Genomic DNA, 23,258 nt, shown 5'->3' with positions numbered 1-23,258 from the left:
AACGGATAAAAGGTACTCCGGGGATAACAGGCTTATCTCCCCCAAGAGTTCACATCGACGGGGAGGTTTGGCACCTCGATGTCGGCTCATCGCATCCTGGGGCTGAAGTCGGTCCCAAGGGTTTGGCTGTTCGCCAATTAAAGCGGTACGCGAGCTGGGTTTAAAACGTCGTGAGACAGTTTGGTCCCTATCTGCCGTGGGCGCAGGAGATTTGAGAAGATCTGTCCTTAGTACGAGAGGACCGGGATGGACGAACCACTAGTGTTCCTGTTGTCACGCCAGTGGCAATGGCAGGGTAGCCATGTTCGGAAAGGATAACCGCTGAAAGCATCTAAGCGGGAAGCCCCCTTCAAGATGAGATCTCCCTGGGAGCAATCCCCTAAAGGTCCGTTGGAGACTACAACGTAGATAGGCCGGGTGTGTAAGCACAGTAATGTGTTCAGCTAACCGGTACTAATCGACCGTGAGGCTTGACCATAAAAAGTTTTAGTGAGGAAGGGGGGAAGTTCGCTTCCCCCCGACTTCCAAAAGCGATAAAGAGAGATTGCCAAAGAAGCATCGCATGTATCTGTCTACAGCAATTGTCCGAAAACGTAAGAATTACAGTTTTTTGTTCCCATCCCGAACACAGAAGTTAAGCCCTACTGCGCTGATGATACTGCATGGGAAGCCGTGTGGGAAAGTAGGTCGCCGCCGAAATTTATTGAGAAAAGCCCACCTTGCAAGAGGTGGGCTTTTTTTTGTCTGGAAATAATTACGATCTTATTGTTAGAAACAAAAGAAGGGACATGCGTGCGCATGTCCCTTCTTTTGTTGTTGGGGTTTAAATCTAGAATCGTTAGTCTACACGCTTACGTAAAAAAGTGGGAATTTCATATTCTTCAATCGTATCATTCAAATCAAGGCGAATCCCGGCAGGAAGACTCTTTTGCTTCTCCAAGCGGATGAACGTCGGTATTTCGCGATTGGTATGTGTCCCTACCGGAGGCACAATATTAATATTGTGCCTTGTCTTTTGTTGCTCTTCGTTGGTCTTGTTTTTTGTAAAGGACGAGCCAAATCCGGTGGCAATAGCAGTCACTTTGATCTTCTGTCCCATCTCTTCATTAATGACAAGACCGACTATGATGTTGGCATCTTCATGGACTTTTTCGTGGATAATGCGGGAAACTTCATCAAAATCATCCATGGTCATACTCGATGAACCGCAAATATTGACCAACACTCCCTTCGCCCCGGAGATATCAATTTCTTCGAGAAGGGGGCTGCTAATCGCCTGCATAGCTGCCTCAGTGGCGCGCTTTTCTCCCTCAGCGATACCGATCCCCATCATCGCCATGCCACGATCACTCATGACCGCCTTGACGTCGGCAAAGTCGACATTGATCATCCCTTGCGTAGTAATGAGATCAGAAATCCCCTGGACTGCTTGACGCAGAACATCATCGGCTGGGCGGAAGGCGTCGACAACACTCATCGATTTTCCTGCGAGCCCGATTAATCGGTCGTTGGGGATTACCAGAAGGCAATCGACGACCTCTTTGAGGGCGATGACGCCGTCTTCTGCTTTCTGCATACGTAACTTGCCTTCGCGACTAAAGGGCTTGGTCACAACACCCACTGTCAAGGCCCCTACTTCTCTCGCCGCTTGAGCGATGACCGGCGCGGCGCCCGTTCCGGTTCCACCGCCAAGTCCGACTGCCACAAAGACCATATCTGCACCATTAAGGATGGAAGCAATACGATCGCGATCTTCCAGGGCTGCTTCCTTCCCTACTTCAGGATTGGCACCTGCGCCAAGACCTTTCGTAAGCTTTGCACCGAGTTGGATTTTAAGTGATGCTGTATTCGCCCTCAGGGCCTGCGCATCTGTGTTAGCAACAATAAATTCCACGCCATCAATACCAGTTTTGATCATTGTATTGATAGCATTACCACCGCCACCGCCGACGCCGATCACTTTGATTCTTGCTGACTGATCGATATTTTCATCAAATTCGAACATATTCCCTCCCTACAGGGTTCTGGGCGCTTGTTGCCCGTACGTTAATGAGTTAAATCACACTTAGAAAAAATCAGAAAAACTCGCCAAACCACTCCTTCATGCGTTGGGTCACCCGTTCAAAGACATTCTTTTGCCCTTTGGAAAAAGTGCGAACTTCCATGTTGCGTGAGCCGTATTTGACGAGACCGACCCCAGTGGCATAGACTGGAGAGTTGACAACGTCAACAAGTCCGCCAATTCCCTGCGGGACGCCGCGGCGTACCGGAAGATTGAAGATTTGTTCGGCAAGTTCGGGCATCCCTGGCAGGATTGCTGTCCCACCGGTGAGGACAATCCCAGAAGCAATGACACTTTCATAGCCACTCCGTGCCAATTCCCGGTGAACCAGAGCAAAAATCTCTTCAACGCGTGGCTCAAGAATTTCAGCAAGGAGCTGCCGTGACAGGATGCGCGGCTGTCGTCCTCCCACAGAAGGGACTTCAATCGTCTCGTCCTTGCCGACTAATGATGTCAGGCAGCAGCCGTATTTGTGTTTGATTCGCTCCGCCTCCGCCATCGGGGTCCGTAGTCCGACAGCTATATCGTTGGTGAGATGGTTTCCCCCCAAGGCGAGGACAGCTGTATGTTTAATCGCACCGTCTACATAGATGGCAATATCTGTGGTCCCCCCCCCGATGTCGATGAGGGCAACACCGAGTTCTTTTTCGTCAGGGGCTAATACCGCTTCGGAGGAAGCGAGTTGCTCGAGGACGATATCCGCGACATCGACGCCGGCCCGCGTACAGCATTTAATAATATTTTGAGCACTGGCAACCGCTCCGGTGACAATATGGACACGCGCCTCCAGGCGCACGCCACTCATTCCCAATGGTTCTTTAATGCCATCTTGATCATCAATTATATATTCCTGGGGAAGAATATGAAGCACTTCCCGATCCATCGGTATTGCGATAGCTTTGGCGGCATCAATGACGCGGCGGACATCATCCTGGGTGACCTCGCGATTTTTGATAGCGATGATCCCCTGCGAGTTCAATCCTTTGATATGTCCACCAGCGATTCCGGCAAAGACAGAGCTGATTTCGCAACCAGCCATGCGTTCGGCTTCTTTTAGGGCTTTTTGAATCGCATCGACGGTAGCGTCAATATTAATGACCACCCCCTTACGCAACCCTCGTGACGGTGATGTCCCGATTCCGACAATATCGAGGCCCTCCTCGGTCAGGTTGCCGACAATTGCACATATTTTTGTCGTGCCGATGTCGAGACCGACAACAAGATTCTCCTGTCTACTGCTCATAACATGCCCCTTGAGTATGATTTAAAATTTAACTTTTTTCCTGTTTACTTTGGATCACGATCGGATCGAGTTTAACGATGACACGATCGGCAGAATTAAGGTCAATATATTGCGTCACCGACAAGCGTGATTCAATTTCAGCAAAGATTCGATCCAGTCGCGCCAGCTTGGGTTCAAAGTTGTCAAAACCGATTTTCACCGGAACTCCGCCTTGCAACGTCATCAGTTCATACCCTTGCAAGGGGTCTATGCGAATTTCTGAGAGTTTTTGCAGGTTGAACGCTTTACGTGATTGTAACGATTCCGCTAAGCGGATGGCGCCGGCAAGGAGTAGTCGCGTCTCTTCACGATTTTTTAAGATATCCTTTTGTTCCATTCCGGTCAACAGGGGAAAATTAATTTTCTCACCCATTTCAAGGGGCTTAAAGACCGTTCCATTCTGTGCAACATAATAAAGACAGCCGTGATTGATGATGGCTGCAGGGATAAATTCTGTGACTTTGATCGTCACGGTCCGGGGGAATACCCGCTCGACTTCAGCGCTGGAAATCCAGGGATTTTTTTCAATCCTGGTGCCGATGCTTTTGAGGTCAAGACCAAACATGCTTAATCCGTTTTGCACACCGGAGAGTTCACGGACAATAGAAGCCTCGATTCGTCCTTCACTGATGACCTCAATATTTGCGACCCGAAAAAAATTTGAATCACAAATCGTCGATTTTCCGGCATGGAAAAGGACAACAAGAACCAGTACCGCACAACAAGCAAGGGAGGGCCACTTGCTGAGGTGATAGATCCTGGAGAAAAAAATTCCCCAATCCCGAGGGGGTTTTGTTTCTTTACGCTTACGGTTCGGCTTGACTGTTGTCCGGGTATAGCGTGTCGCCGTGACTTGATTAGAGCGTTTTGGTTTAAAATCGTGCATGCTAACCCCCTATTTCCCCGTCCCGGCACTTTCGAGAATACGCTGCACAAGTTCATCAAAATCGATACCGGCCTGCATCGCAGCTTTAGGGAGAAGACTTGTCTCTGTCATCCCTGGAATCGTATTAACCTCTAGACAGTAGATCTTGCCATTTTTGATCATGAAATCTGCCCGGGCTGCGCCCAGACAGTCGAGGATGGTGATGGCAGCGATAGCAGACTCTTGGAGTTCCGCATAAATCTCCCGGGAGAAGGGGGCGGGGAGGAGATATTCCGTTTGTCCGGTCGTATATTTCGAGGAAAAATCATAAAAGCCGCTCTTCGGCACGACCTGAATCACCGGGAGGGCCACGCCATTGAGCACGCTCACTGTCGCCTCGTCCCCTTGGATAAATTCCTCGACAAGGATGGTGCGATCATAAGTCAGGCCCGCCTCGAGCCCCGCTGCTAAGTCCTCGGGATTATGCGCAATTGTGACGCCGATAGTCGAGCCTTCATGGACAGGCTTGGCAATGACCGGCCAGTGTTTGATCTGCGCCGTGAAGTTTTCAATATTGTCGCCTTGATGATAAACGCAAAAGTCCGGGGTGGATATTCCCTGTTGCAGGAACAAGCGCTTTGTCGCCACTTTATCCATGGCCATACTCGAAGCAAGGACGCCGCTGCCGGTGTAGGGGAGGCTGAGGATCTCCAATAGCCCCTGCATGGTGCCGTCTTCACCGTGGCGACCGTGCAGTGCGATAAAAACGATCTCTGCTCCGGCAGCAACAAGCTTGCTGGCGACATCGCGATCCGCATCGATGCCTACAGCGTTATAGCCACAGCGGGTCAGGGCTGTCAGGACGGCACTCCCGGTCCGCAGCGAAATCTCCCGTTCCGAGGAGACCCCGCCGTAAAGGACGGCTATTTTCATCTTTCGCAGTTCGTTCCGATTCATGTCCTCTCCTGCTTCTGCACAGCAACGTGCAGTCTCTTGATGAACTCCTCCCCGACTTGCCAGACATTTCCCGCCCCCATGGTGATGACAATGTCCCCTTCTTGACAGGTGGCAAGGAGGTGTTCAACAACCTGGTCGCGATCAGCAAGGTAGTGAACATCTTTGTGCCCGTGCCCGGAGACCTGTGCAGCAAGTTTTGCTGAGCTGATGCCGTCAATTGCATCTTCTCCCGCAGCATAGATGTCGAGGATGATCAATTGATCTGTTTCATAAAATGCGGTCGTAAAATCATCGAAAAGTGCAGCGGTGCGGCTGTAACGATGGGGTTGGAAGACGGTCACAATCCGCCGCTCCCAGCCGTTTCTGGCGGCATTGAGCGTTGCCTTGATCTCTGCCGGGTGGTGCCCGTAGTCATCAACAACCATAATGCCGTTAATTTCATCTTTGATCTGAAAACGCCGCTGCACCCCGCCAAAATTTTTAAAGCCGGCCGCGATCGCCGCAAAGTCAAGACCCACCTCCATAGCCGCGGCGGTGGCAGCCAGGGCGTTGAGAACGTTGTGGTCGCCGGGCATCTGGAAGGAGATACGCCCGAGGCGTTCACCGCAGTAGTCGACGGCAAAGGAGGTCTGTAGCTCCCGGTGTTCGACTTCGCTGGCCTGAAAGTCGGCTTGGGCTGAGAAACCGTAGGTGGTGAAGCGTTTGCGGATCTGGGGGATAATGCCTTGAATGTTCTTGTCGTCGAGACACAGGATGGCGCGACCATAAAAGGGGATTTTATTAATAAATTCGACGAAGGTCTCCTTGATTTCCTCTAGGTCGCGATAGAAGTCAAGGTGGTCGGCATCAATGTTGGTCACTATTGCAATCGTCGGCGAGAGTTTGAGGAAGGAGCCATCTGATTCATCCGCCTCGGCAACAAGGAACTTCCCCTGACCGAGTTTGGCGTTGGAACCAAAGGCATCAAGCCGACCACCGATGACCGCCGTCGGATCAAGGTCTCCATGACAAAGGATCGTAGCGACCATACTCGTTGTCGTCGTTTTGCCGTGCGTGCCGGCAACAGCAATACCATACTTCATCCGCATCAGTTCCGCGAGCATCTCAGCGCGGGGAATCACCGGAATCAGGCGGCGAAGCGCCTCGGCGACTTCGGCATTATCAATCTTAACTGCACTGGAGGTGACAACAACGTCAACATCGCGCAGGTTGCTGGCGGCATGGCCGAGATAGATCTCCGCCCCCATCGCCCCAAGACGCTGGGTAATGTCGCTTGCACGGAGATCTGATCCGGAGATCTGGTAATTGAGATTAAGAAGGACTTCGGCAATACCGCTCATACCGATGCCGCCGATGCCGATAAAGTGGATTTTGCGGATTTTTCCGTACATATTCAGCCTTTCCTGGCAATGCTGTGGCACTCGGCCAGTAACTTGTCGACGGCAGCGGGTTGCCCGAGGGCGTGCGCGCTTTGTGCCATCCGCAACAGTGTCGGGCGATCGTTGAGGAGATTCCCCACAAGGGTCGCCAGGTTATAAGACGAGATTTCATTCTGCGGCAGGAGGAGAGCCGCCCCCTGTTCCGCCAAAATCCGTGCATTCGTGGTTTGATGGTCGGCAGCGGCGTAGGGGTAAGGGATCAAGATCGCCGGCCGGCCGGTTGCGGTCAATTCTGCCAGTGTGGTCGCGCCGGCACGGCACAGGACTAGATGCGCCTGTGCATAAGCACGCGCCATATCTTGCAGAAACGGAGAGAGATTCTTTGTACTCAGCCCGAGCGCGGCATAAGCGGCGGCGATTCGTTCGTAATCAGTGCTGCCGGTTTGATGGATTATGCGTAGTTCCGGACAGAGTTGCGTGAGCGCCGGAATAGCTGCCACGACAGCATCGTTGATGGCCTGGGCGCCGCGACTGCCACCGAACACCAGAAGGGTTCGTTCTTCTGCCGGGATCGGCCCGACAGCAGTCATGCCGTGACGCACTGGATTACCGGTGACGACCGTGCGCTTTGGTGGTAAAGGACGGTCAGCGGGCGGCGGAAAGGAGAGGCAGATCCGTTGCGCCCAGCGGGACAAAAATCGATTGGTCAGGCCGAACTCGGCATTCTGCTCGTGAATCAGAAAAGGAACCTTGGAGAGACGGGCGGCGAGCAGTGCTGGTCCGGAAGCATAACCCCCGACGCCGACAACGACATCCGGCTGAAATCTTTTGAGAATAGCGAGCGATTGTCGTACGCTCTTCAGCAGGGCCGGGGCGATACGCAAACGCTCAAATAAGCCACGCCCGGCGATTCCCGAAATTTCAATCGTTTCGAGGGGGAGGCCGAGTTCGGGGAGGACAGTCGCTTCGATCCCGTTTTTCGTTCCGACAAAAAGGACTTGCGCCGTCGCGTCTATTTCCAACAACCTTTGCGCCAAAGCCACGGCCGGAAAGAGATGTCCACCAGTGCCACCGCCGGCCAGAAGCATTCTCATGAAGACACTCCCCGCCCTTGCGCCTGACTCGACACATTCAGGAGGATGCCGATTGCTGCCAGGGTGCAGACCAGGCTGGAGCCGCCGTAAGAGATGAAGGGGAGGGCCAGTCCTTTGGTCGGGACAAGACCAAGGACAACGCACATGTTGAAGACGGCCTGGAAAGCGAGAAGAAACGTAATCCCGAAAGCAAGATAGCGACCAAAGTCATCCGGTGCCATGAGCGCCGTGTTCATGCCGCGGCGAAAGAGGAGGTAAACACAGAGGACGATCAGTGAGACACCGACAAAACCCCACTCTTCACCGATGACCGAAAGGATGAAATCGGTATGAGCTTCCGGCAGATAGAAGAGTTTTTGCCGCCCTTCACCGAGTCCCTTTCCAAAGATTCCACCGCTACCGATGGCGATCCAGCTTTGAATAATCTGCAAGCCGTTTCCAGTCGGATCCTTCCATGGGTCAAGAAAGCCCAAGATCCGCTGCATTCGGTAATTACTGTTCATCACAAAAAATGCCCCAAGGGGGATAAGAATGGCGAGGAGGTAGCCGAAATAAGCATAGCGCATGCCGGCAATAAAAAGCATGGCGATGGCAACGGCGACGAGAGTCATGGCACTGCCAAGGTCGGGTTGAAGCATTAGCAAGGTGAGAATAATGCCGAGGACGATAGTGTAGGGGAGAATGCCGTTGACGAATTCACGGACTTTTTTTTGCTTTTTGGTCAAGGAGTGCGCCATGTAAATAATCAGGGCAATCTTGGCGAGTTCGACCGGTTGCAGATTAAAGCCAAGACGCAGCCAACGCTGCGCCCCGTTGATTTTCACTCCCAGACCGGGAATATAAACCGCCAAAAGCAGGAACATGCAAACCAGCAAGCCGATCCCGGCAACTTTACGTAGTTTTTTGTAATCGTAATGCATCATCCCGGCCATAACACCGCAGCCGATAACGGCGAAGATGGCTTGCCGTTTCAGGAAGTAAAAATCATCTTTTTGATAGCGCTCCAGCGTGTCAGCCATTTCCGCGGATGACGAATAGACCATGACCACCCCAACGGCGGTGAGGAAGACTGCGAGGAGGAGGATGCTCCAATCATATTCTCGCGGCGGGCTGGGGAGTTTTTCGGTCATCGCCGCACCTCCGGCAAACGCTCCACTGCAGCGCTGAAGACGTTGCCGCGCTCGGCGTAACTCTTGAACATGTCAAAACTGGAGCATCCCGGTGAGAGGAGGACCGTGCCTCCCGTTTCTGTCAGTGCGTGCGCTAGAGCTACCGCATCTTCCAGTGAAGCGGCGCGGACAGTATGGGTCAAGTTTCCCAACGCAACCTCGATACGCGCGCTCGCTTCACCAATGAGGATAAGATGGCGGACCTTTTCGCTGATGAGATCAGCAAGCGGGGCATAATCACCCCCCTTGTCCTTTCCTCCGGCAATCAGCGTTACCGGTGGCTGCAACCCTTCCAGACTCTTGACGACACTGCCGACGTTAGTCCCCTTGGAATCGTTGTACCAATGGACACCGTTCAGGACACGCACCAGGTTCATCCGGTGCTCCAGACCGCGGAAAGCACAGACCGCCTCCCAGGCAAGCTCTGGCGGGCAACCATCACAGAGGGGGGCGATGAGGGCAGCCATGACATTTTCAATGTTGTGCAGGCCCTTGATTTGCAGATCACTGACCGGGAAATGGTACTCGCTGTTTTGGTGGCGCCAGACGATCTGGGTGCCATCGTAGCCCATGCCTTTGTCCAGAATCCGCCTTGACGAAAAAAAGATCTTTTGGGCGATGACCTTCTCGCTAAAGGTGGCCGTGTAGGCATCTTCGGCGTTGAGAATGGCGACATCGCTTGCCGTCATGCGTTTGAAGATCTCTCGTTTGGCAGTTATATAGCTCTCCATATCAGGATAGCGGTCAAGATGATCTTCACTCAGGTTGAGCAGGAGCGCGTAACGAGGATGAAATTGTTCGACAGCTTCAAGTTGAAAGGAAGAGATCTCGGCAACGATGACGTTATAATCGCTGCGCTGCGTCGACGCGATAAGCGGGGTGCCGAGGTTGCCGCCGACAAAAGGTTGCTTGCCCCAGGCGGAGTAGATGGCGCCGATCAGCGTCGTTGTCGTCGATTTGCCGTTGGTACCAGTAATGGCAATCAGCGGAACGTCAAATTCGCGACAAGCAATTTCTATCTCGCCTAAAACTGGAATACCGGCCGCCGCAGCAGTCTTGATAACCGGCAACTGGAGAGAAACCCCGGGACTGATGACGATCAGGTTGCTTTCTAAAAACTTCGCGGCGGTATGGCCGCCGAGATCAAGGGTCACACCGAGATGGATGAGTTCGTCGAGTTCTGTCAGGTTGTCGGCCGGACGTGTATCCGACAGAGTCACCTCGGCACCGCGTTGAACAAAGTAACGGCACAGAGCGATGCCGGTCCGGCCGGCACCGACAATCATAATCTTCTGCTGCGGATAATCGATTCGATTCATGACCTACCTGTTTGTTAACGCAGTTTCAGGGTTGAGATAGCAATCAAGGCCAGCAGGATACTGATAATCCAGAAACGCACGATTATCTTTGGTTCCGCCCAGCCCTTGAGTTCAAAATGGTGGTGAATCGGCGCCATGCGGAAGACCCGTTTCCCGTAGAGACGAAATGAGGTCACTTGGACGATAACCGAGAGGGCTTCCATGACAAAGATGCCGCCGACGACGAGCAGGACCAGTTCCTGTTTGGTAATGACAGCAATCGTGCCAAGAGCGCCGCCGAGGGAAAGGCTGCCGACGTCGCCCATAAAGACCTGAGCGGGATAAGTATTAAACCAGAGGAAGCCGAGCCCCGCCCCGACCATGGCACCACAAAGGACACTGAGTTCCCCGGCGCCATTGACCCCGGTGATTTGCAGGTATTCGGCGACCTTAAAGTTGCCGGCAGCATAAGCAAAGATCAGATAGGTGGCAGCGGCAATCACCATCGGTCCGATCGCCAATCCGTCGAGGCCATCGGTCAGGTTGACGGCATTGCCGGCGCCGACAATCACCAGCACCGCAAAGGGGATGTAAAGCAGCCCGAAGTCAGGACGGAAAGCCTTAAAGAAGGGGAAGGCAACGGTGGTCTTGAAACCACTGAGATAAAGCAGAAACGTGGCAACACAGGCGATCAGTGTCAGCCAGAACATCTTCTGCCGGGCCGAGAGTCCCTTGCTGTTCTTTTCTTTGATCTTGCGCCAGTCATCGATAAAGCCGACCGCGCCAAAGCTGATGGTGACAAAGAGGACGATCCAGACATAGAGGTTGGTCAAGTCCGCCCAGAGAAGGGTCGGCAGGACGATGGAGAGGAGGATGAGCGTCCCCCCCATGGTCGGTGTCCCCTCCTTTTTGAAGTGTGATTCCGGACCGTCGCGGCGAATAGTTTGACTGATCTGCAAATTCTGCAGTTTTTTAATCAGCCAGGGACCGAGGAGAAAGGCGATGAGCAGGGCGGTGATCGTCGCATAGATCGAGCGGAAGGTTATATAGCGAAAGACGCCAAAAGCTGAGACGTAGGTATGAAGCGGATAAAGGAGGTGATAAAGCATCCGGTCAGCCTTTCGTCGGCAGAAGGCCGAGTTTGCTGCGCAGTTCGGCGGTAATCTGCTCCATTTTCATTCCCCGTGATCCCTTGATGAGGATGCGGGCCCCGGGACGAACGGTCTGAATCAGCCGCTGCGCCGCCTCACTGTGGTTGTCGCAGTGAGCGATTCGAGCTGCGGGCAGACCGGCAGAACGGGCCCCCTCTGCCATCTCCCGGCTTTCCGGCCCAAGGAGCAGGAGACGGTCGCAGTGTGCCGCTGCAAACTCCCCGACCTCGCGGTGCAGGTCTGCCGAGCTTTCGCCAAGTTCGAGCATGTCCCCGAGAACAACGATGCGCTCACCGCTTCCCCCCATTTCATCGAGAGCGATGAGGGCGGCTTTAACCGAGAGCGGGTTGGCATTGTAGGTGTCTTCGATCAGGACGATGCCGTCGCTGAGCAGGTGGGTCTCCATGCGCCCTTTGACCGGTGCAAAGGCTTCGAGCCCTGCGACAATGTCTTCCAGGGTGCGGCCCATGCCGAGGGCTGCCGCTGCTGCTGCCAGGGCGTTGCTGACATTGTGCCGCCCCGGAAGAGCAAGGCGGATTGGCCGCGTTTCGCCGGCGGCGCGCAGAATGAAGCGCACTTCGGCGCCCTCGGGTCGAATCTCTTCAGCGCGGATATCTGCGGCGGCGCTCAGACCGTAGGTGCGCCGCTGTACTCCATTAGCTACAGGGATCGCTGCTACCCGTTCATCATCAAGATTGATGACTGCCAGCGATCCCGGGTGCAAGGCAGCAAAGAGTTCCCCTTTGGCGCGCGCGATAGCGCCGAGGCTCTTCATGGTCAACAGATGGGCCGGTGCCACATTGGTAATCACGCCGACGGTCGGAGCGGCTATTTCGGTCAAACGGGCAATTTCGCCCCGCTCACTCATCCCCATCTCCAGGACCGCCCATTGAGCTGCGGTGGAGAGTTGAAAGATTGTCAGCGGCAGGCCGATCAGGTTGTTAAAGTTGCCGGCTGTCTTCAGGCCGGGTGCGGTCCGTGCCAAAATAGCGGCCAGCATCTCTTTCGTCGTTGTCTTGCCGGAGGAACCGGTGACGGCGGCAACCGGCAGGTGAAAACGATGGCGCCAGAAGGCGGCAAGATCACCAAGGGCCCGCAGGGTGTCGGCGACAACGATCTGCGGGAGAGGTGATTCTGCTGACAAATGATCACAAAGGATCGCCCCGGCCCCATTGGCGGCGGCGGCGGCGATGAAGTCGTGGCCATCGAAAGTTGGACCCCGTAAGGCCACGAAGAGTTCGCCGGGCGCCACCGTGCGACTGTCGGTGGTGATGCCGCAAATTTCACCATGGGCATGATGCGGGTGGAGTTTGCCATTCACCGCACTGGCGATCTTTTGCAGGTCAAGGTTCATGCCGATCCCCCGGTTGACAGGGCTGCGCGCAACTCTTCGCGATCGTCGAAGTGAAATTTTTCTTTGCCGATAATCTGATAATCTTCGTGCCCCTTGCCGGCAACGAGGAGGAGGTCCCCCGCCGTCAGGATCGAGACGGCGAGGCGGATCGCCTGACGGCGGTCAGGGACGACCAGATAGCCGTTTGCTCCCTGCCGGACCTCTGCTTCACTTAGCCTGCGCGGATGAATCTGCTGCACCCCCTTTTCAACCTCGGCGATGATGGCATGCGGGTCTTCAGTGCGCGGGTTGTCCGAAGTCACGATCGCCAACTGCGAGTGGCGGGCGGCAACCTCTCCCATGATCGGCCGCTTGCGCCGATCGCGGTCGCCACCGCAGCCAAAGACAGTGATGATCCGTTGCGGTTGGAGGGTAGCGACGGCGGCGAGAGCTTTATCGAGGGCGTCGCCGGTGTGGGCGTAATCGACGAGAATGAGAGCTCCGCGTGCATTTTCGACCCGTTCCAATCGTCCCGGGACCGCATGCGCGGCGTCGATGCCGGCTTCGATCGCTGTCGTCGGTAGATTCAGAGCAACGCCGGCCGCAACCGCGCAAAGGAGATTCTGAAGATTGAAGGGGCCGACCAGGCGCGAGTCGATACGAAGCAGTCCCAGCGGGGAGGTGAAGGTTCCGTGAATGCCGTCAAGAGAGAGCTTGATCTCTTGAGGATGGACAGCTGCCCGCGACGCAAGGCCACAGGTAATGGCCTGAGGAAATTCGCTGGCGAGACGCTCGCCATAAGCGTCGTCAATGCAGAGGGCGGCGCGCGCTCCTGGTTTTAAGCGCTCAGCAAAGAGGCGTCGCTTGGCAGCAAAGTACTCCTCCATATCGGCATGATAATCGAGATGTTCCGGCGTCAGGTTGGTAAAGACCGCCGCATCAAAACTGATCCCTTCGACCCGATATTGATGCAGGGCGTGCGACGAGACCTCCATCACCGCAGCAGTGGCGCCGTGCTGGCGGAAGGTGGCGAGGGACGCGAAAAGTTCAATCGCATCAGGGGTGGTATGAGAAGCGACCTGTTGCAGATCATTGAAGCGATAGCTCACCGTCCCCAAAACAGCCGGCGCTTTGCCGGCGGCGCGCAGGATCGCTTCAAGGAGATAAGTAATTGTCGTCTTGCCGTTGGTGCCGGTAACACCGACCATGCAGAGCTCTGCTTCCGGATGTCGGTAAAATTCTGCGGCGGCAAGGGAAAGGGTTTTACGGCAGTCAGCAACGACAATCCCGCAGCAGTCAGCCGGCAGCGCTATCATTTCCTCCATGAAGAGAATTTTCGCCCCTTGCTGCAGCGCTTGCTGGATATAGTTATGACCGTCCTGGGCCGTGCCGCGCAGGGCAAAGAAGGCGGAGCCGGGGCGGACCAGTCGCGAGTCGTTACACAGTGCGGCAACCACCAGGTAGGTCGGGCCGAACTGGTGGATGATCGGCAGCTTGGTCAGGAGGTTGATTAATTTCATTTCGGGCTCTTTTCTGCCGGGATCGGGCGGTCACTCGGGGGTTCGAGCCGGACCCAGATTCCGCTCCCCAATGGGATCGGCATGCCGGCGGGCGGATCCTGTTCAATGACTCGCCCGCTACCGATCAACTTCAGGTTGAGACTGCTCTCTTGTGCCATTTCCAAGACCTGACGACTGCTTAAGCCTAGGAAGTTTGGCATCACCGGGCCGCTCGGTACCAAAGCGATGGCTTCGCCATTTTCATCGACTTCAACTATATCATCGAATGAATGGGGATCCAGGGCCGTCAATTCTTCTGCTTCTGCGCTCCCCAGGATCTTAGCGATCGCTTCCGCCGAAGGGAGAATCGTATTGCGATCTTCCGGGTAAGTCGGCGGAATGCCGAGCAGTTGCAGAGTTTGCGCCGCAACGTGACTAAAGATCGGAGCGGCAATCAAGCCGCCGTAAACTTGCCCTTTTGGCTCGTCCAGAAGAACATGGATGACCAGTTTGGGGCTCTCGGCGGGGATGAAGCCGACAAAACTGGCGACCCGCTTGTCGACGGAATATTTGCGGGTGGCGGCATCGGCTTTCTGGGCAGTTCCGGTCTTGCCGGCGGTGCGATAACCGGGGACAACGGCCAAGGTGCCGGTCCCCCCCTTTTCGGTGACCGTCATCAGCATGTCACGGACAATATTGGCGGTCTCCGCCGAGACGACCTGCCGCAGCGCTTTTGGTGCAATGATTGTTTCGCTGCCGTCGCCGCTGATAATCTTTTCGACAACATGTGGTTGCATCAACAATCCGTGGTTGGCAATCGCTGCCATTGCTGCCGCTGTCTGCATCGGAGTCACAGTCAGTCCCTGCCCAAAGGAGATAGCGGCCAGATCGATCTCATACCACTTCCCCGGCTTGTGCAACCTTCCCCGCGATTCACCGGGCAGATCGATACCGGTGACGCTCCCGAAGCCAAAGTCGCTCAGGTATTTGTAAAGTCGTTCCCGCTCCAACTTCTTGCCAATCTTAGCGGAACCGATATTTGAACTGTGCTTGAGGATGTCGGTAATCGTAATCAGGCCGAGGGGGTCGTGATCGCGAATAACCTTGCCGCCGACTTTGTACGAGCCGTTTTCACAGTGAATCAACTGTCCCGGGGTAATAACTTTTTCATTAAGAGCCGCGGCGACTGTAAAGATTTTTTGTGTCGACCCCGGTTCAAAAGCATCGCCCAGGGCTCGGTTACGCCAATCTCCGGGACGATACTCAGACAGCGCATTCGGATTGAAGCCAGGCTGATTCGCCAATGCCAGAACCTTCCCGGTTGCGGGATCGAGAACAATGACGCAACCGGCTTTTGAGCCTGACGAACGCAGACCTTCGGCTAATTCCCTCTCCGCAATGAATTGAATCTTTTGATTGATAGTGAGGACAAGGCTGCTGCCCGGGAGAGTTTCCTTTCCTCTCTCCTGACTCGCGCCGATTACGCGTCCACGATTGTCCTTTCTTCCTTCCCGAAGACCTTCTCCTTTACTGAGGAGAAGGTCGTTGTATTTCAGTTCAAGTCCTTCGAGTCCTTGATGTTCAAGACCTGTGAAACCGAGGAGTTGGGCGCCGACTTCGGCGTTAGGATAATAGCGCCGATACTCCTGCTTGATGCCGATCCAGGGGAGTTTCTGATCCTTGATTTTTTTACGAAGCAGCGACCCCTCTTCCGGAGAGATTTGTCTTTTGATCAGGTGGTAATTTTTATTCGAATGGAGCTTCTTCGTAATCTCCGCCGCAGGGAGAGACAATGTCGCGGCCAGAACCGCAGCTGCTTCCCGACGCTTCTCTTTTTCCTTGGCCGTCGAGGGAAAACTTGTGGGCTGGTTCGGCTCGACGTAGACCATATCCACGGCAATGCTGAGGGCCATGGGCTCATTATTTTGATCAAAAATGGTGCCGCGCGGCGATTCGTCACGGATAGTTTTGCGATATTGCCGTTCTGCCAGTTGCTCCCATTTCTGATTGGTAATGACCTGGAGGTAAAAGGCTCTGCCGATAATCACAAGAAAGATGGCACTCAGGCAAAAAGTAACGAGCCGGAGTCGTTTGTAGGCCTTGAACTCCTGGGGCGTCATTAGCGAATAACAATAATTTTTCGGGGGTCGGGCATCACCAGACCCAGTTCCTTGCGCGCCAATTCCTCGATGCGTCGCGGCTGCCGTAACATCGTCACTTCAACCTGCAGCTTGCTTGCTTCCTGGTGGGCGCTGCGGATACTGCTTTCAATGCTGGCTATGTCGTATTGCAAGCTGAGAACCTGCTGCCGTGACCAGACGAAAAAGACCGAAATGATGGCGAGACCAAGAATGGTGCAGAGCAGTGGGGTCAGCATTGTGCGGTGAATGAGGGGAGCCGCACCGATGCGGGTAATAGTTGAAGAGTGACTTGGTGCCATGATCGTCCTCCCTGGACTGACTTAGTTGCAAAGTTTGCGAATTGCCCGTAATACGGCACTGCGGGCCCGGGGATTGTCACTGTCTGCCGTTGAACCCTTGATGCCGCGGCGCGTAAGGAGTTCCGCGACGGGGGTCCGTCCGCAGACGCAAAGGGGAAGTTTGGGCGGGCAGTTACACCCCGTACTCAACTGTTGGAATGTCTGTTTGACAATGCGGTCTTCCAGTGAGTGAAAAGAGATAATGGCTAGTCGACCGCCGATCTTTAAACGCTGAAAGGCGGTGCTGATCCCGCTCTTGACCTGCTCTAGTTCGCCGTTGACTTCAATGCGTAATGCTTGAAAAATTCGTGTAGCCGGGTGAATCCGCGCCGGGATGTTGCCGCCGGGAACAACATCGCGCACCATCTCGGCAAGTTCTGTCGTGCGGGTAAAGGGGGTGATCTGGCGAATCTTCACAATGTGTCTGGCAATGCGACCGGCAAAGCGTTCTTCCCCGTATTCCCGAAAGATTCGTACCAGTTCAGTCTCATCCCGATGGTTGACGATATCCGCAGCTGATTCACCGCGCGTTGGATCCATGCGCATGTCAAGGGGGCCGTCCTGACGAAAGGAGAATCCCCGTCCGGCGCTGTCGAGTTGCCAGGAAGAGACCCCCAGATCGAAAAGAACTCCGTCGACAGCGTCAATGGAGAGGGTGTCAAGGATCGTTGCCAGTTCCGCAAAGCAGGCATGATGCAGGGAGACTCGCATTCCGTAAGGAGACAGAATCCGTGCCGCGTGCTCGAGAGCGTCGGGATCACGGTCGAGGCCGATCAGGCGGCCGTCGGGGGCCGAAGCTTCAAGGATCAGGCGGGCATGGCCGCCGCCGCCAACCGTGCCGTCGAGATAAATCTCCCCCGCCCGCGGCGCCAGGCAGGCGATCGTTGCCTCGGGCAGAACGGACAGGTGTTTGAAGTCGGTCGCTGCCATGGACTAGAAACCCATATCCGCCATGTCTTGCGGGTTTTCCTGCAAGAACGACTCTGATTTGTGAGTGACCTGATCGTAATGGGACTGATTAAAAATTTCGATTTTGTCGAAGTGGCCGACAACGACAATCTCCTTGGTGAGATTGGCATGACTCCGAAGGGAGAGCGGGATTTGAATGCGCCCCTGTTTGTCAAAGGTGCATTCCTGGGCCGGAGAAATGAGCAAGCGAATCATATGGGTTCTGGGTTGCCCGACTGGTCGGCTTTTGACGTTTTCAACTATTTGCGGCCAACGGGAGAGAGGGTAAGCGGTGAGGCCGCCATCGATATTCTTGGTCACGATCAGGCGGTCATCGCCGTAGACGCTATTGAGCGTTTCGCGAAAGCGAGAAGGGATACTGGCTCGGCCTTTCGGGTCGATCAGATTGATGTACTCGCCTTGAAAGTTCATAAAGGAGTCCGTCTAGGGCATTTTTTACACTTTTTTACACTCTTTGGGATTGAAATATACCGGCGGCTCCGGTGGCTGTCAAGGAACATTTTGTGGAAAGACGTTGTTTTAACGAATAATTTTTATTACTGATCATCATTCCGTTAAAAGGGAAGAGGAGTGTGAACTCAAACCGTCGATCTGAACGGTTTTCAATGGGACGGATAAAAATTTTATTAAAAAATTTCTTATAGTTAGCTCGGTCAAGGGATAGCATTTCTCCCCATTTGTCGTCAGGACAAAAAATATGGTTGAAGATGAGCTCTCCTCTGTTTATAAAAGGGACAAGGATTGATCATGATGATCACGCATTTCCTTCTCATTGTTAATCGGGAGATTTATTCATGTTGAGTGTGCAGAGTGACTTAGGTGAAGAGCTTTTCAAGGCATGGACAGATGAACAGAAGCGGGACGAAATCGGCCGCCTGGTTGCAGGGTTTCGTGCCGGACTGCCGATTGGCATTGTCTGCAATATGGCGGAGAAGATCGCCGGGGGAGAGACGCCGGCGCGTCGTTATCTGCTGAGCTTTATGTCGCTGGAAGAGCGACGGGACGCAGTCGCCACCGAGACTGGCGGCGTAAAGGAGTTGGTCAGTCGATTTCTCGGGGTGTGATTCTTGAAAGGAGGGGAGCTAAGGAGCGGGGGAGATCGGGATGACGTGGACCCGAATTTTCCCTTTTCCGAGAAACCCGAGTTTGCTTGCTGCTGCTCGTGAAAGATCGACGAGCGGCGTTTTACGTTTTCCGGTGCGATCGTTGACGCGCACGATGACCTCTCTGCCGTTGGCAGGATTGATCACTTTGAGCCAGCTTTGCAGAGGGAAATCCCTGGTGGCGGCGGTCAACTGAGCAGGATCATAGGGCTCGCCCGAGGCGGTGCGGCGTCCCTCAAAGCGTTTCGCGTAGTATGAAGCAAAACTCTGGTAGTAAGCAGGGGCGGCCGGGGGTGGTGGCTCGCTTGTCGCGGGGGCCACAATAAGCTCTTCAGCGGCAACGCTTGGCAATGCGGCTGCGGCGTCCTCTGCCGGATGGCGGGGGGGCGGCGGCTGCAGTTCTTCGGATATGGGGATCTGGAGCGGCGTGCTTTGAAGGGGGGTTAGCACGCCTGCTGGAGTTGGCGCAGAAAGGGGGCCGACCTTTGTCGTCGTTATAGCGCAGGCACTACAAAGCATCAGGGCTGCTGCCGCTATGCCGGTTCTCAGGATCTGTTGCACTGGATGATTCCACCTGAAGGCATTTTATGTTCGTCCATAATGTCAAATGTGGAAAATTTTGTTATTCTTTAAAAGCAGGTTTTTCATGTCTTCCATTGCCGGCACGCAGCAAAGATTAACAGCGCATGGGTGCTGAGTCAAACTATGTTCCCTTCATCCCGTCACTAAGGAGAGCGATCATGTCACTCGGAGAAAACTGGCAGAGTCTTGATGCTGCGGCGCAAAAGTACGGGATCGACAGAAGTTCACTCCTTTCCTGGCTGGAGGAGGGGATCCTGCGCAGCGAGGTCGATAACGAAGGGATTCTTCTCCTTAATATTGACGATCTGGAACTCAAAATTCATGAATTGACCAAACTCTGATGGTGACACCGCCATGCATTCCTCACCTTGTGGGGACGTCTCCTGTCGTCCGGGGAGGAGCGTCCCCTCTTTTTTGGCCGGAAGGGCGATTAACTAATACACAATTGACAGGATTTGCCGTAGGATAAGCGTCGTTTACCTTGTCCTGGAGTTTGCATGCAAAAACAGATTTATGTCATCGGCCACCGCAATCCGGATACGGATTCAGTGGCATCGGCGATTGCTTATGCCGAGTTCAAGCGACGTTTCGGTTTTACCAACGTCTCCCCGGCCATCGCCGGCACACCGAATCCGCAAACCCGTTACATCCTCGATCGCCTGCAGATTCCTGTCCCCATCCGTCTTAGCGATGTCCACCCGAAGGTGCGGGACGTTCTCAATAGGCAGCCGGTCATGGCCTCGCCCCAAACCTCTCTCAAGAGCGCCCTCGAACTTTTTCACCAACACGCCATCCGGGTGCTGCCGATTGCCGATGCTGCCCGTCTGCCGGTCGGCATCGTCTCGCTGTTGCGCCTCTCGGAAAAATATCTCGCCGCCAGTACGCAGAGCCGGCGCGAAGTCGAAACCTCTGTGACCCTGCTCTGTGACTGTCTGGAAGCAACGATCCTTGCCGGGGAGGCGGATGTGACTGTGGCCGAGTATCACCTCTTTATCGGCGCAATGACCGGGGCCTCTTTTGCGGCCCGCATCTCCGGATATGAGCGTCGGCGGCTACTGGTTATCACCGGCGACCGCCCGTCGATCCAGCAGGAGGCCATCGAAAGCCGGGCCGGAGTGTTGATCCTCACCGGTGGTTTTGTCCTCCCTCCTGAACTCCTCGCCCGCGCCCGCCAGGCCGGAGTGACCGTCCTTTCGACCCCGCACGATACGGCAACGGCGGCCTGGCTGGCTCGCCTTTCATCCCCCCTCACCGCCTTTATCGAAACCCGCTTTGAGCAGATCGGCGTCAATGAACCTCTGGAGCATCTGCGCATCAAGCTGCTGCATGCCCAGGAACCGGCGGTCATTGCCATCGAAGAAGATGGGACCATTGCCGGTATCGCCACTAAGTCGTCCCTCCTCGCCCCCATCCCTTATGCCTTGATTCTTGTTGATCACAATGAACTGGGGCAGGCAGTTTATGGCGCCGAGAGCGTTGAAATTCTTGAGGTTATAGATCATCACAAGCTCGGCAATGCCCCGACCTCACAACCAATCACTTTTATGGCGGTCCCGGTCGGCAGCACCTGCACCATCGTTGCCACCCTGTATCGCGAGCGCGGCATCGAACCGGACGAGGCGATCGCGTCCCTTCTCCTTGCCGGCATCCTTTCTGATACGGTCATTCTTAAGTCTCCGACGACAACGCCGCGGGATCGGGAGATGGCCCTTTGGCTGGCCGCGGTGGCCGGACTTGACTATCTGGTCTTTGGCCGCGATATCTTCTCGGCCGGTAGTGGTTTTTCCGCTTATGCCAGCAAAACAGAGGCAATCTGCGCCGATTTCAAGGAGTTTAGCGCCGGTGAAGTGCGCTTCGGGGTGGGGCAGGTAGAGGTCGTCGGTTTTGCCGAATTTCTCGAGATGAAGGAGGAGTTGCGGGCGATTCTGCAAGAGATCAAAGAGAAAGATCGCCTCGATCTGGCCGGGCTGATGGTAACGGACATCTACAGCGAAACTACCCTCTTCCTTGCCGTCGGAAAGAATGAAATCGCTCACCTCTTCGGATATCCCCAGCTGGAACCTCACCTGTACGAACTCAAAGGGGTGATGTCACGTAAAAAACAGATGATTCCGCATTTGCTGAAAATTTTCGGTGCCCTGCAGTAAGCTGCAGGACATTCTTCTTCATACCGGGGAAACCCCGGATTCAATTCATAGACAGGTTGCTTTCATGACAGACGAAGAGATCCTCCCCACTTTTGCCGAACTTAATCTAGCCCCCGCCATTAACCGGGTGATCGACGAGGTTGGCTATGAAGCCCCCTCACCGATTCAGGCGCAGAGTATTCCTCCCCTGTTGGCCGGACGTGATGTCCTTGGCCAGGCACAAACCGGTACCGGCAAGACCGCCGCTTTTGCCTTCCCTCTTCTCAGCCGCCTTGATCCGGCTCTGAAGGCACCGCAGATTCTTGTTCTCACCCCGACCCGGGAGCTTGCCCTGCAGGTCGCGGAAGCGATGCAGACCTATGCCCGTTATCTCCCCGGCTTTCAGGTGCTGCCGGTTTATGGCGGTCAGAATATGGAACAGCAGCTCCGCCAGTTGGCGCGTGGGGTGCAGGCAGTGGTCGGTACGCCGGGACGGATTCAGGACCACCTGCGCCGCGGCACCTTGAAGCTCGACCGGCTGCGCGCTGTGGTCGTCGACGAAGCCGACGAGATGCTGCGCATGGGCTTTATTGAGGATGTCGAAGATATCCTCAGCCATGCCCCGCCCGAGCGCCAGACCGCCCTCTTCTCAGCGACGATGCCGAATGAGGTGCTACGGATTGCCCGCCGGCACCTGCGCGATCCGGTGGAGATTCGCATCCGCACCAAGACCTCAACGGTCGAGACCATCGAGCAGCGCTTCTGGCAGGTCAAGGGGCTGCACAAGCTTGATGCCCTGACCCGGATTCTCGAAGCCGAAGAGATCGAAGCGATGATCGTCTTTGTCCGCACCAAGGTCGCCACCGTCGAACTTGCCGAAAAGCTCGAAGCACGCGGTTTCTCCTGCGCGCCTTTGAACGGCGACATGTCGCAGGTGCTGCGCGAAAAGACCATCGAACGCCTCAAGGGCGGCTCCCTCGATATCGTTGTTGCCACTGACGTTGCCGCCCGCGGTCTTGATGTCAAGCGGATCAGCCACGTCGTCAATTACGACATCCCCAATGACACCGAAGCTTATGTCCACCGCATCGGCCGCACCGGCCGTGCCGGTAAGGAGGGTAAAGCGATCCTCTTTGTTGCCCCTCGGGAAATGCGTATGCTCAATTTGATCGAGCAGGCTACCCGCCAGCCGATCAAGGCGATGAATCTGCCGACGCGCAAAGATATCGCCAACCGCCGGGTTAACCTTTTTAAAGAGCAAATCTCTACCACCCTGGAATCCGAGGATCTCGAATTCTTCGAAGAGATGATCGATTCCTTCCAGTCCGAGTACGATGTCGGCCATCGCCGCATTGCCGCGGCCCTTGCATATCTGGTGCAGAAAGAGCGGCCACTGCAGCCGGAGGAAGGGTTCGTCGAACCGCCGTCCGCACCGGAGCGGATTATCGATAACCGCCCGCCTCGACCGTCCCGCGAAGGGGATTCGCAGCTGCTCCGTTACCGCATTGAAGTCGGCCGCAGTCACGGCGTCGAGCCCCGCCACATAGTCGGAGCGATCACCAACGAATCGCAACTGACCAGTAAGGAGATCGGCGCCATCAAGATCTACCACGATTTTTGTCTGGTCGATCTCCCCCGCGATCTCCCCTCCGAGACCTTCAAGCATTTACAGGGGGTCTGGGTCTGCGGTCAGCAGCTGCAGTTGCGGGTTGACCAGGGGGCAGGGGGGGCGGATGAGCGCCCGATGCACCGGCGCACCCCCGGAAAAGGGGGCGAAAGACGTCCCTTCAAACCGGGATCGAAGAAGTCAACCCACACCCGGCGCGGCCCGCAGTAGGGGGAGGGCAAAGAAGGAAAGGCGAATAATTGGAGCAGCAGCAGAAAAAAAAGCCGGGCAGGAAGCATCAGCC

The 23,258-nt window shown here is 55.2% G+C and carries 20 protein-coding genes and 2 rRNA genes; 6 read left to right on the top strand and 16 right to left on the bottom strand.

From position 1 onward, the window contains the following. Positions 1 to 482 (top strand): 23S ribosomal RNA (locus tag CVU69_11425); the annotation flags it as partial. Positions 483 to 586: 104 nt separating this feature from the next. Continuing rightward, positions 587 to 691: ribosomal RNA gene (rrf, locus tag CVU69_11420) — 5S ribosomal RNA — on the top strand. Between the two features lie 147 nt (positions 692 to 838). Here rrf and CVU69_11415 read toward each other — a convergent pair. The 15 genes from CVU69_11415 to mraZ all read right to left on the bottom strand — a co-directional run bounded on the left by CVU69_11415 (position 839) and on the right by mraZ (position 17,948). Further along, complete coding sequence (locus CVU69_11415) at positions 839 to 2,005, bottom strand: cell division protein FtsZ (protein ID PKN11752.1); 1,167 nt, start codon at positions 2,003 to 2,005, stop codon at positions 839 to 841. Between the two features lie 70 nt (positions 2,006 to 2,075). Then, positions 2,076 to 3,305: a cell division protein FtsA gene (gene ftsA / locus CVU69_11410; GenBank protein PKN11751.1), complete on the bottom strand. Its 1,230-nt coding sequence runs from the start codon at positions 3,303 to 3,305 to the stop codon at positions 2,076 to 2,078. Positions 3,306 to 3,333: 28 nt separating this feature from the next. Next, positions 3,334 to 4,230, bottom strand: coding sequence for a cell division protein FtsQ (locus tag CVU69_11405; GenBank protein ID PKN11750.1), 897 nt, complete (start codon positions 4,228 to 4,230; stop codon positions 3,334 to 3,336). A gap of 9 nt (positions 4,231 to 4,239) precedes the next feature. Further along, a complete protein-coding gene (locus CVU69_11400) occupies positions 4,240 to 5,166 on the bottom strand; it encodes a D-alanine--D-alanine ligase (GenBank protein ID PKN11749.1) in 927 nt (308 codons plus the stop codon). After that, positions 5,163 to 6,557 carry a UDP-N-acetylmuramate--L-alanine ligase gene (locus CVU69_11395; GenBank protein ID PKN11748.1) on the bottom strand — a complete coding sequence of 465 codons (1,395 nt, stop codon included), beginning with the start codon at positions 6,555 to 6,557 and terminating at the stop codon, positions 5,163 to 5,165. The genes CVU69_11400 and CVU69_11395 overlap by 4 nt, the downstream gene beginning before the upstream one ends. Positions 6,558 to 6,559: 2 nt before the next feature. Then, positions 6,560 to 7,639 (bottom strand): undecaprenyldiphospho-muramoylpentapeptide beta-N-acetylglucosaminyltransferase, encoded by a 1,080-nt coding sequence (gene murG, locus CVU69_11390; GenBank protein ID PKN11747.1) that lies wholly within the window; start codon positions 7,637 to 7,639, stop codon positions 6,560 to 6,562. Further along, complete coding sequence (gene ftsW, locus CVU69_11385) at positions 7,636 to 8,769, bottom strand: putative lipid II flippase FtsW (protein PKN11746.1); 1,134 nt, start codon at positions 8,767 to 8,769, stop codon at positions 7,636 to 7,638. The genes murG and ftsW overlap by 4 nt, the downstream gene beginning before the upstream one ends. Then, positions 8,766 to 10,127: a UDP-N-acetylmuramoyl-L-alanine--D-glutamate ligase gene (murD, locus tag CVU69_11380; GenBank protein PKN11745.1), complete on the bottom strand. Its 1,362-nt coding sequence runs from the start codon at positions 10,125 to 10,127 to the stop codon at positions 8,766 to 8,768. The genes ftsW and murD overlap by 4 nt, the downstream gene beginning before the upstream one ends. Before the next feature lie 14 nt (positions 10,128 to 10,141). Beyond that, positions 10,142 to 11,215: a phospho-N-acetylmuramoyl-pentapeptide-transferase gene (locus CVU69_11375; GenBank protein ID PKN11744.1), complete on the bottom strand. Its 1,074-nt coding sequence runs from the start codon at positions 11,213 to 11,215 to the stop codon at positions 10,142 to 10,144. 4 nt (positions 11,216 to 11,219) lie between these two features. After that, entirely contained in the window at positions 11,220 to 12,611 is a 1,392-nt protein-coding gene (locus CVU69_11370; protein PKN11743.1) for a UDP-N-acetylmuramoyl-tripeptide--D-alanyl-D-alanine ligase, read from the bottom strand. Next, positions 12,608 to 14,110 carry a UDP-N-acetylmuramoyl-L-alanyl-D-glutamate--2,6-diaminopimelate ligase gene (locus CVU69_11365; protein ID PKN11742.1) on the bottom strand — a complete coding sequence of 501 codons (1,503 nt, stop codon included), beginning with the start codon at positions 14,108 to 14,110 and terminating at the stop codon, positions 12,608 to 12,610. Before CVU69_11365 ends, CVU69_11370 begins: the two co-directional genes overlap by 4 nt. Continuing rightward, positions 14,107 to 16,209 (bottom strand): penicillin-binding protein, encoded by a 2,103-nt coding sequence (locus tag CVU69_11360; protein PKN11741.1) that lies wholly within the window; start codon positions 16,207 to 16,209, stop codon positions 14,107 to 14,109. Before CVU69_11360 ends, CVU69_11365 begins: the two co-directional genes overlap by 4 nt. Beyond that, a complete protein-coding gene (gene ftsL / locus CVU69_11355; protein ID PKN11740.1) occupies positions 16,209 to 16,529 on the bottom strand; it encodes a cell division protein FtsL in 321 nt (106 codons plus the stop codon). The genes CVU69_11360 and ftsL overlap by 1 nt, the downstream gene beginning before the upstream one ends. A gap of 21 nt (positions 16,530 to 16,550) precedes the next feature. Continuing rightward, a complete protein-coding gene (locus CVU69_11350) occupies positions 16,551 to 17,498 on the bottom strand; it encodes a 16S rRNA (cytosine(1402)-N(4))-methyltransferase (GenBank protein PKN11739.1) in 948 nt (315 codons plus the stop codon). A 3-nt stretch (positions 17,499 to 17,501) separates the two neighbouring features. Next, positions 17,502 to 17,948, bottom strand: coding sequence for a division/cell wall cluster transcriptional repressor MraZ (gene mraZ / locus CVU69_11345; protein ID PKN11738.1), 447 nt, complete (start codon positions 17,946 to 17,948; stop codon positions 17,502 to 17,504). Between the two features lie 383 nt (positions 17,949 to 18,331). On the opposite strand from mraZ, the gene CVU69_11340 reads away from it, so the two are divergent. Then, positions 18,332 to 18,601 carry a hypothetical protein gene (locus CVU69_11340; GenBank protein PKN11737.1) on the top strand — a complete coding sequence of 90 codons (270 nt, stop codon included), beginning with the start codon at positions 18,332 to 18,334 and terminating at the stop codon, positions 18,599 to 18,601. A gap of 18 nt (positions 18,602 to 18,619) precedes the next feature. Here the strand turns inward: CVU69_11340 and CVU69_11335 are convergent, their stop codons facing one another. Further along, the gene (locus tag CVU69_11335) at positions 18,620 to 19,159 is read right to left on the bottom strand and encodes a septal ring lytic transglycosylase RlpA family lipoprotein (GenBank protein ID PKN11762.1); all 540 of its coding nucleotides are present in this window, start codon (positions 19,157 to 19,159) and stop codon (positions 18,620 to 18,622) included. A 221-nt stretch (positions 19,160 to 19,380) separates the two neighbouring features. Here CVU69_11335 and CVU69_11330 point away from each other — a divergent pair, with 221 nt between their 5' ends. From CVU69_11330 to CVU69_11320, 3 genes are all read left to right on the top strand, one after another. Continuing rightward, entirely contained in the window at positions 19,381 to 19,563 is a 183-nt protein-coding gene (locus tag CVU69_11330; GenBank protein PKN11736.1) for a MerR family transcriptional regulator, read from the top strand. Between the two features lie 156 nt (positions 19,564 to 19,719). Next, on the top strand, positions 19,720 to 21,369 hold the full coding sequence (locus CVU69_11325; protein PKN11735.1) for an inorganic pyrophosphatase: 1,650 nt from the start codon (positions 19,720 to 19,722) through the stop codon (positions 21,367 to 21,369). 64 nt (positions 21,370 to 21,433) lie between these two features. Next, positions 21,434 to 23,185 carry an ATP-dependent RNA helicase gene (locus tag CVU69_11320; protein PKN11734.1) on the top strand — a complete coding sequence of 584 codons (1,752 nt, stop codon included), beginning with the start codon at positions 21,434 to 21,436 and terminating at the stop codon, positions 23,183 to 23,185. Positions 23,186 to 23,258 lie beyond the last annotated feature (73 nt).

It is taken from the genome of Deltaproteobacteria bacterium HGW-Deltaproteobacteria-4 (assembly GCA_002841765.1).
GTDB lineage: Bacteria > Desulfobacterota > Desulfuromonadia > Desulfuromonadales > UBA2197 > UBA2197.
Note: the sequence above shows the minus strand (reverse complement) of the source record. Positions and strands in the feature narration are given on the sequence as shown.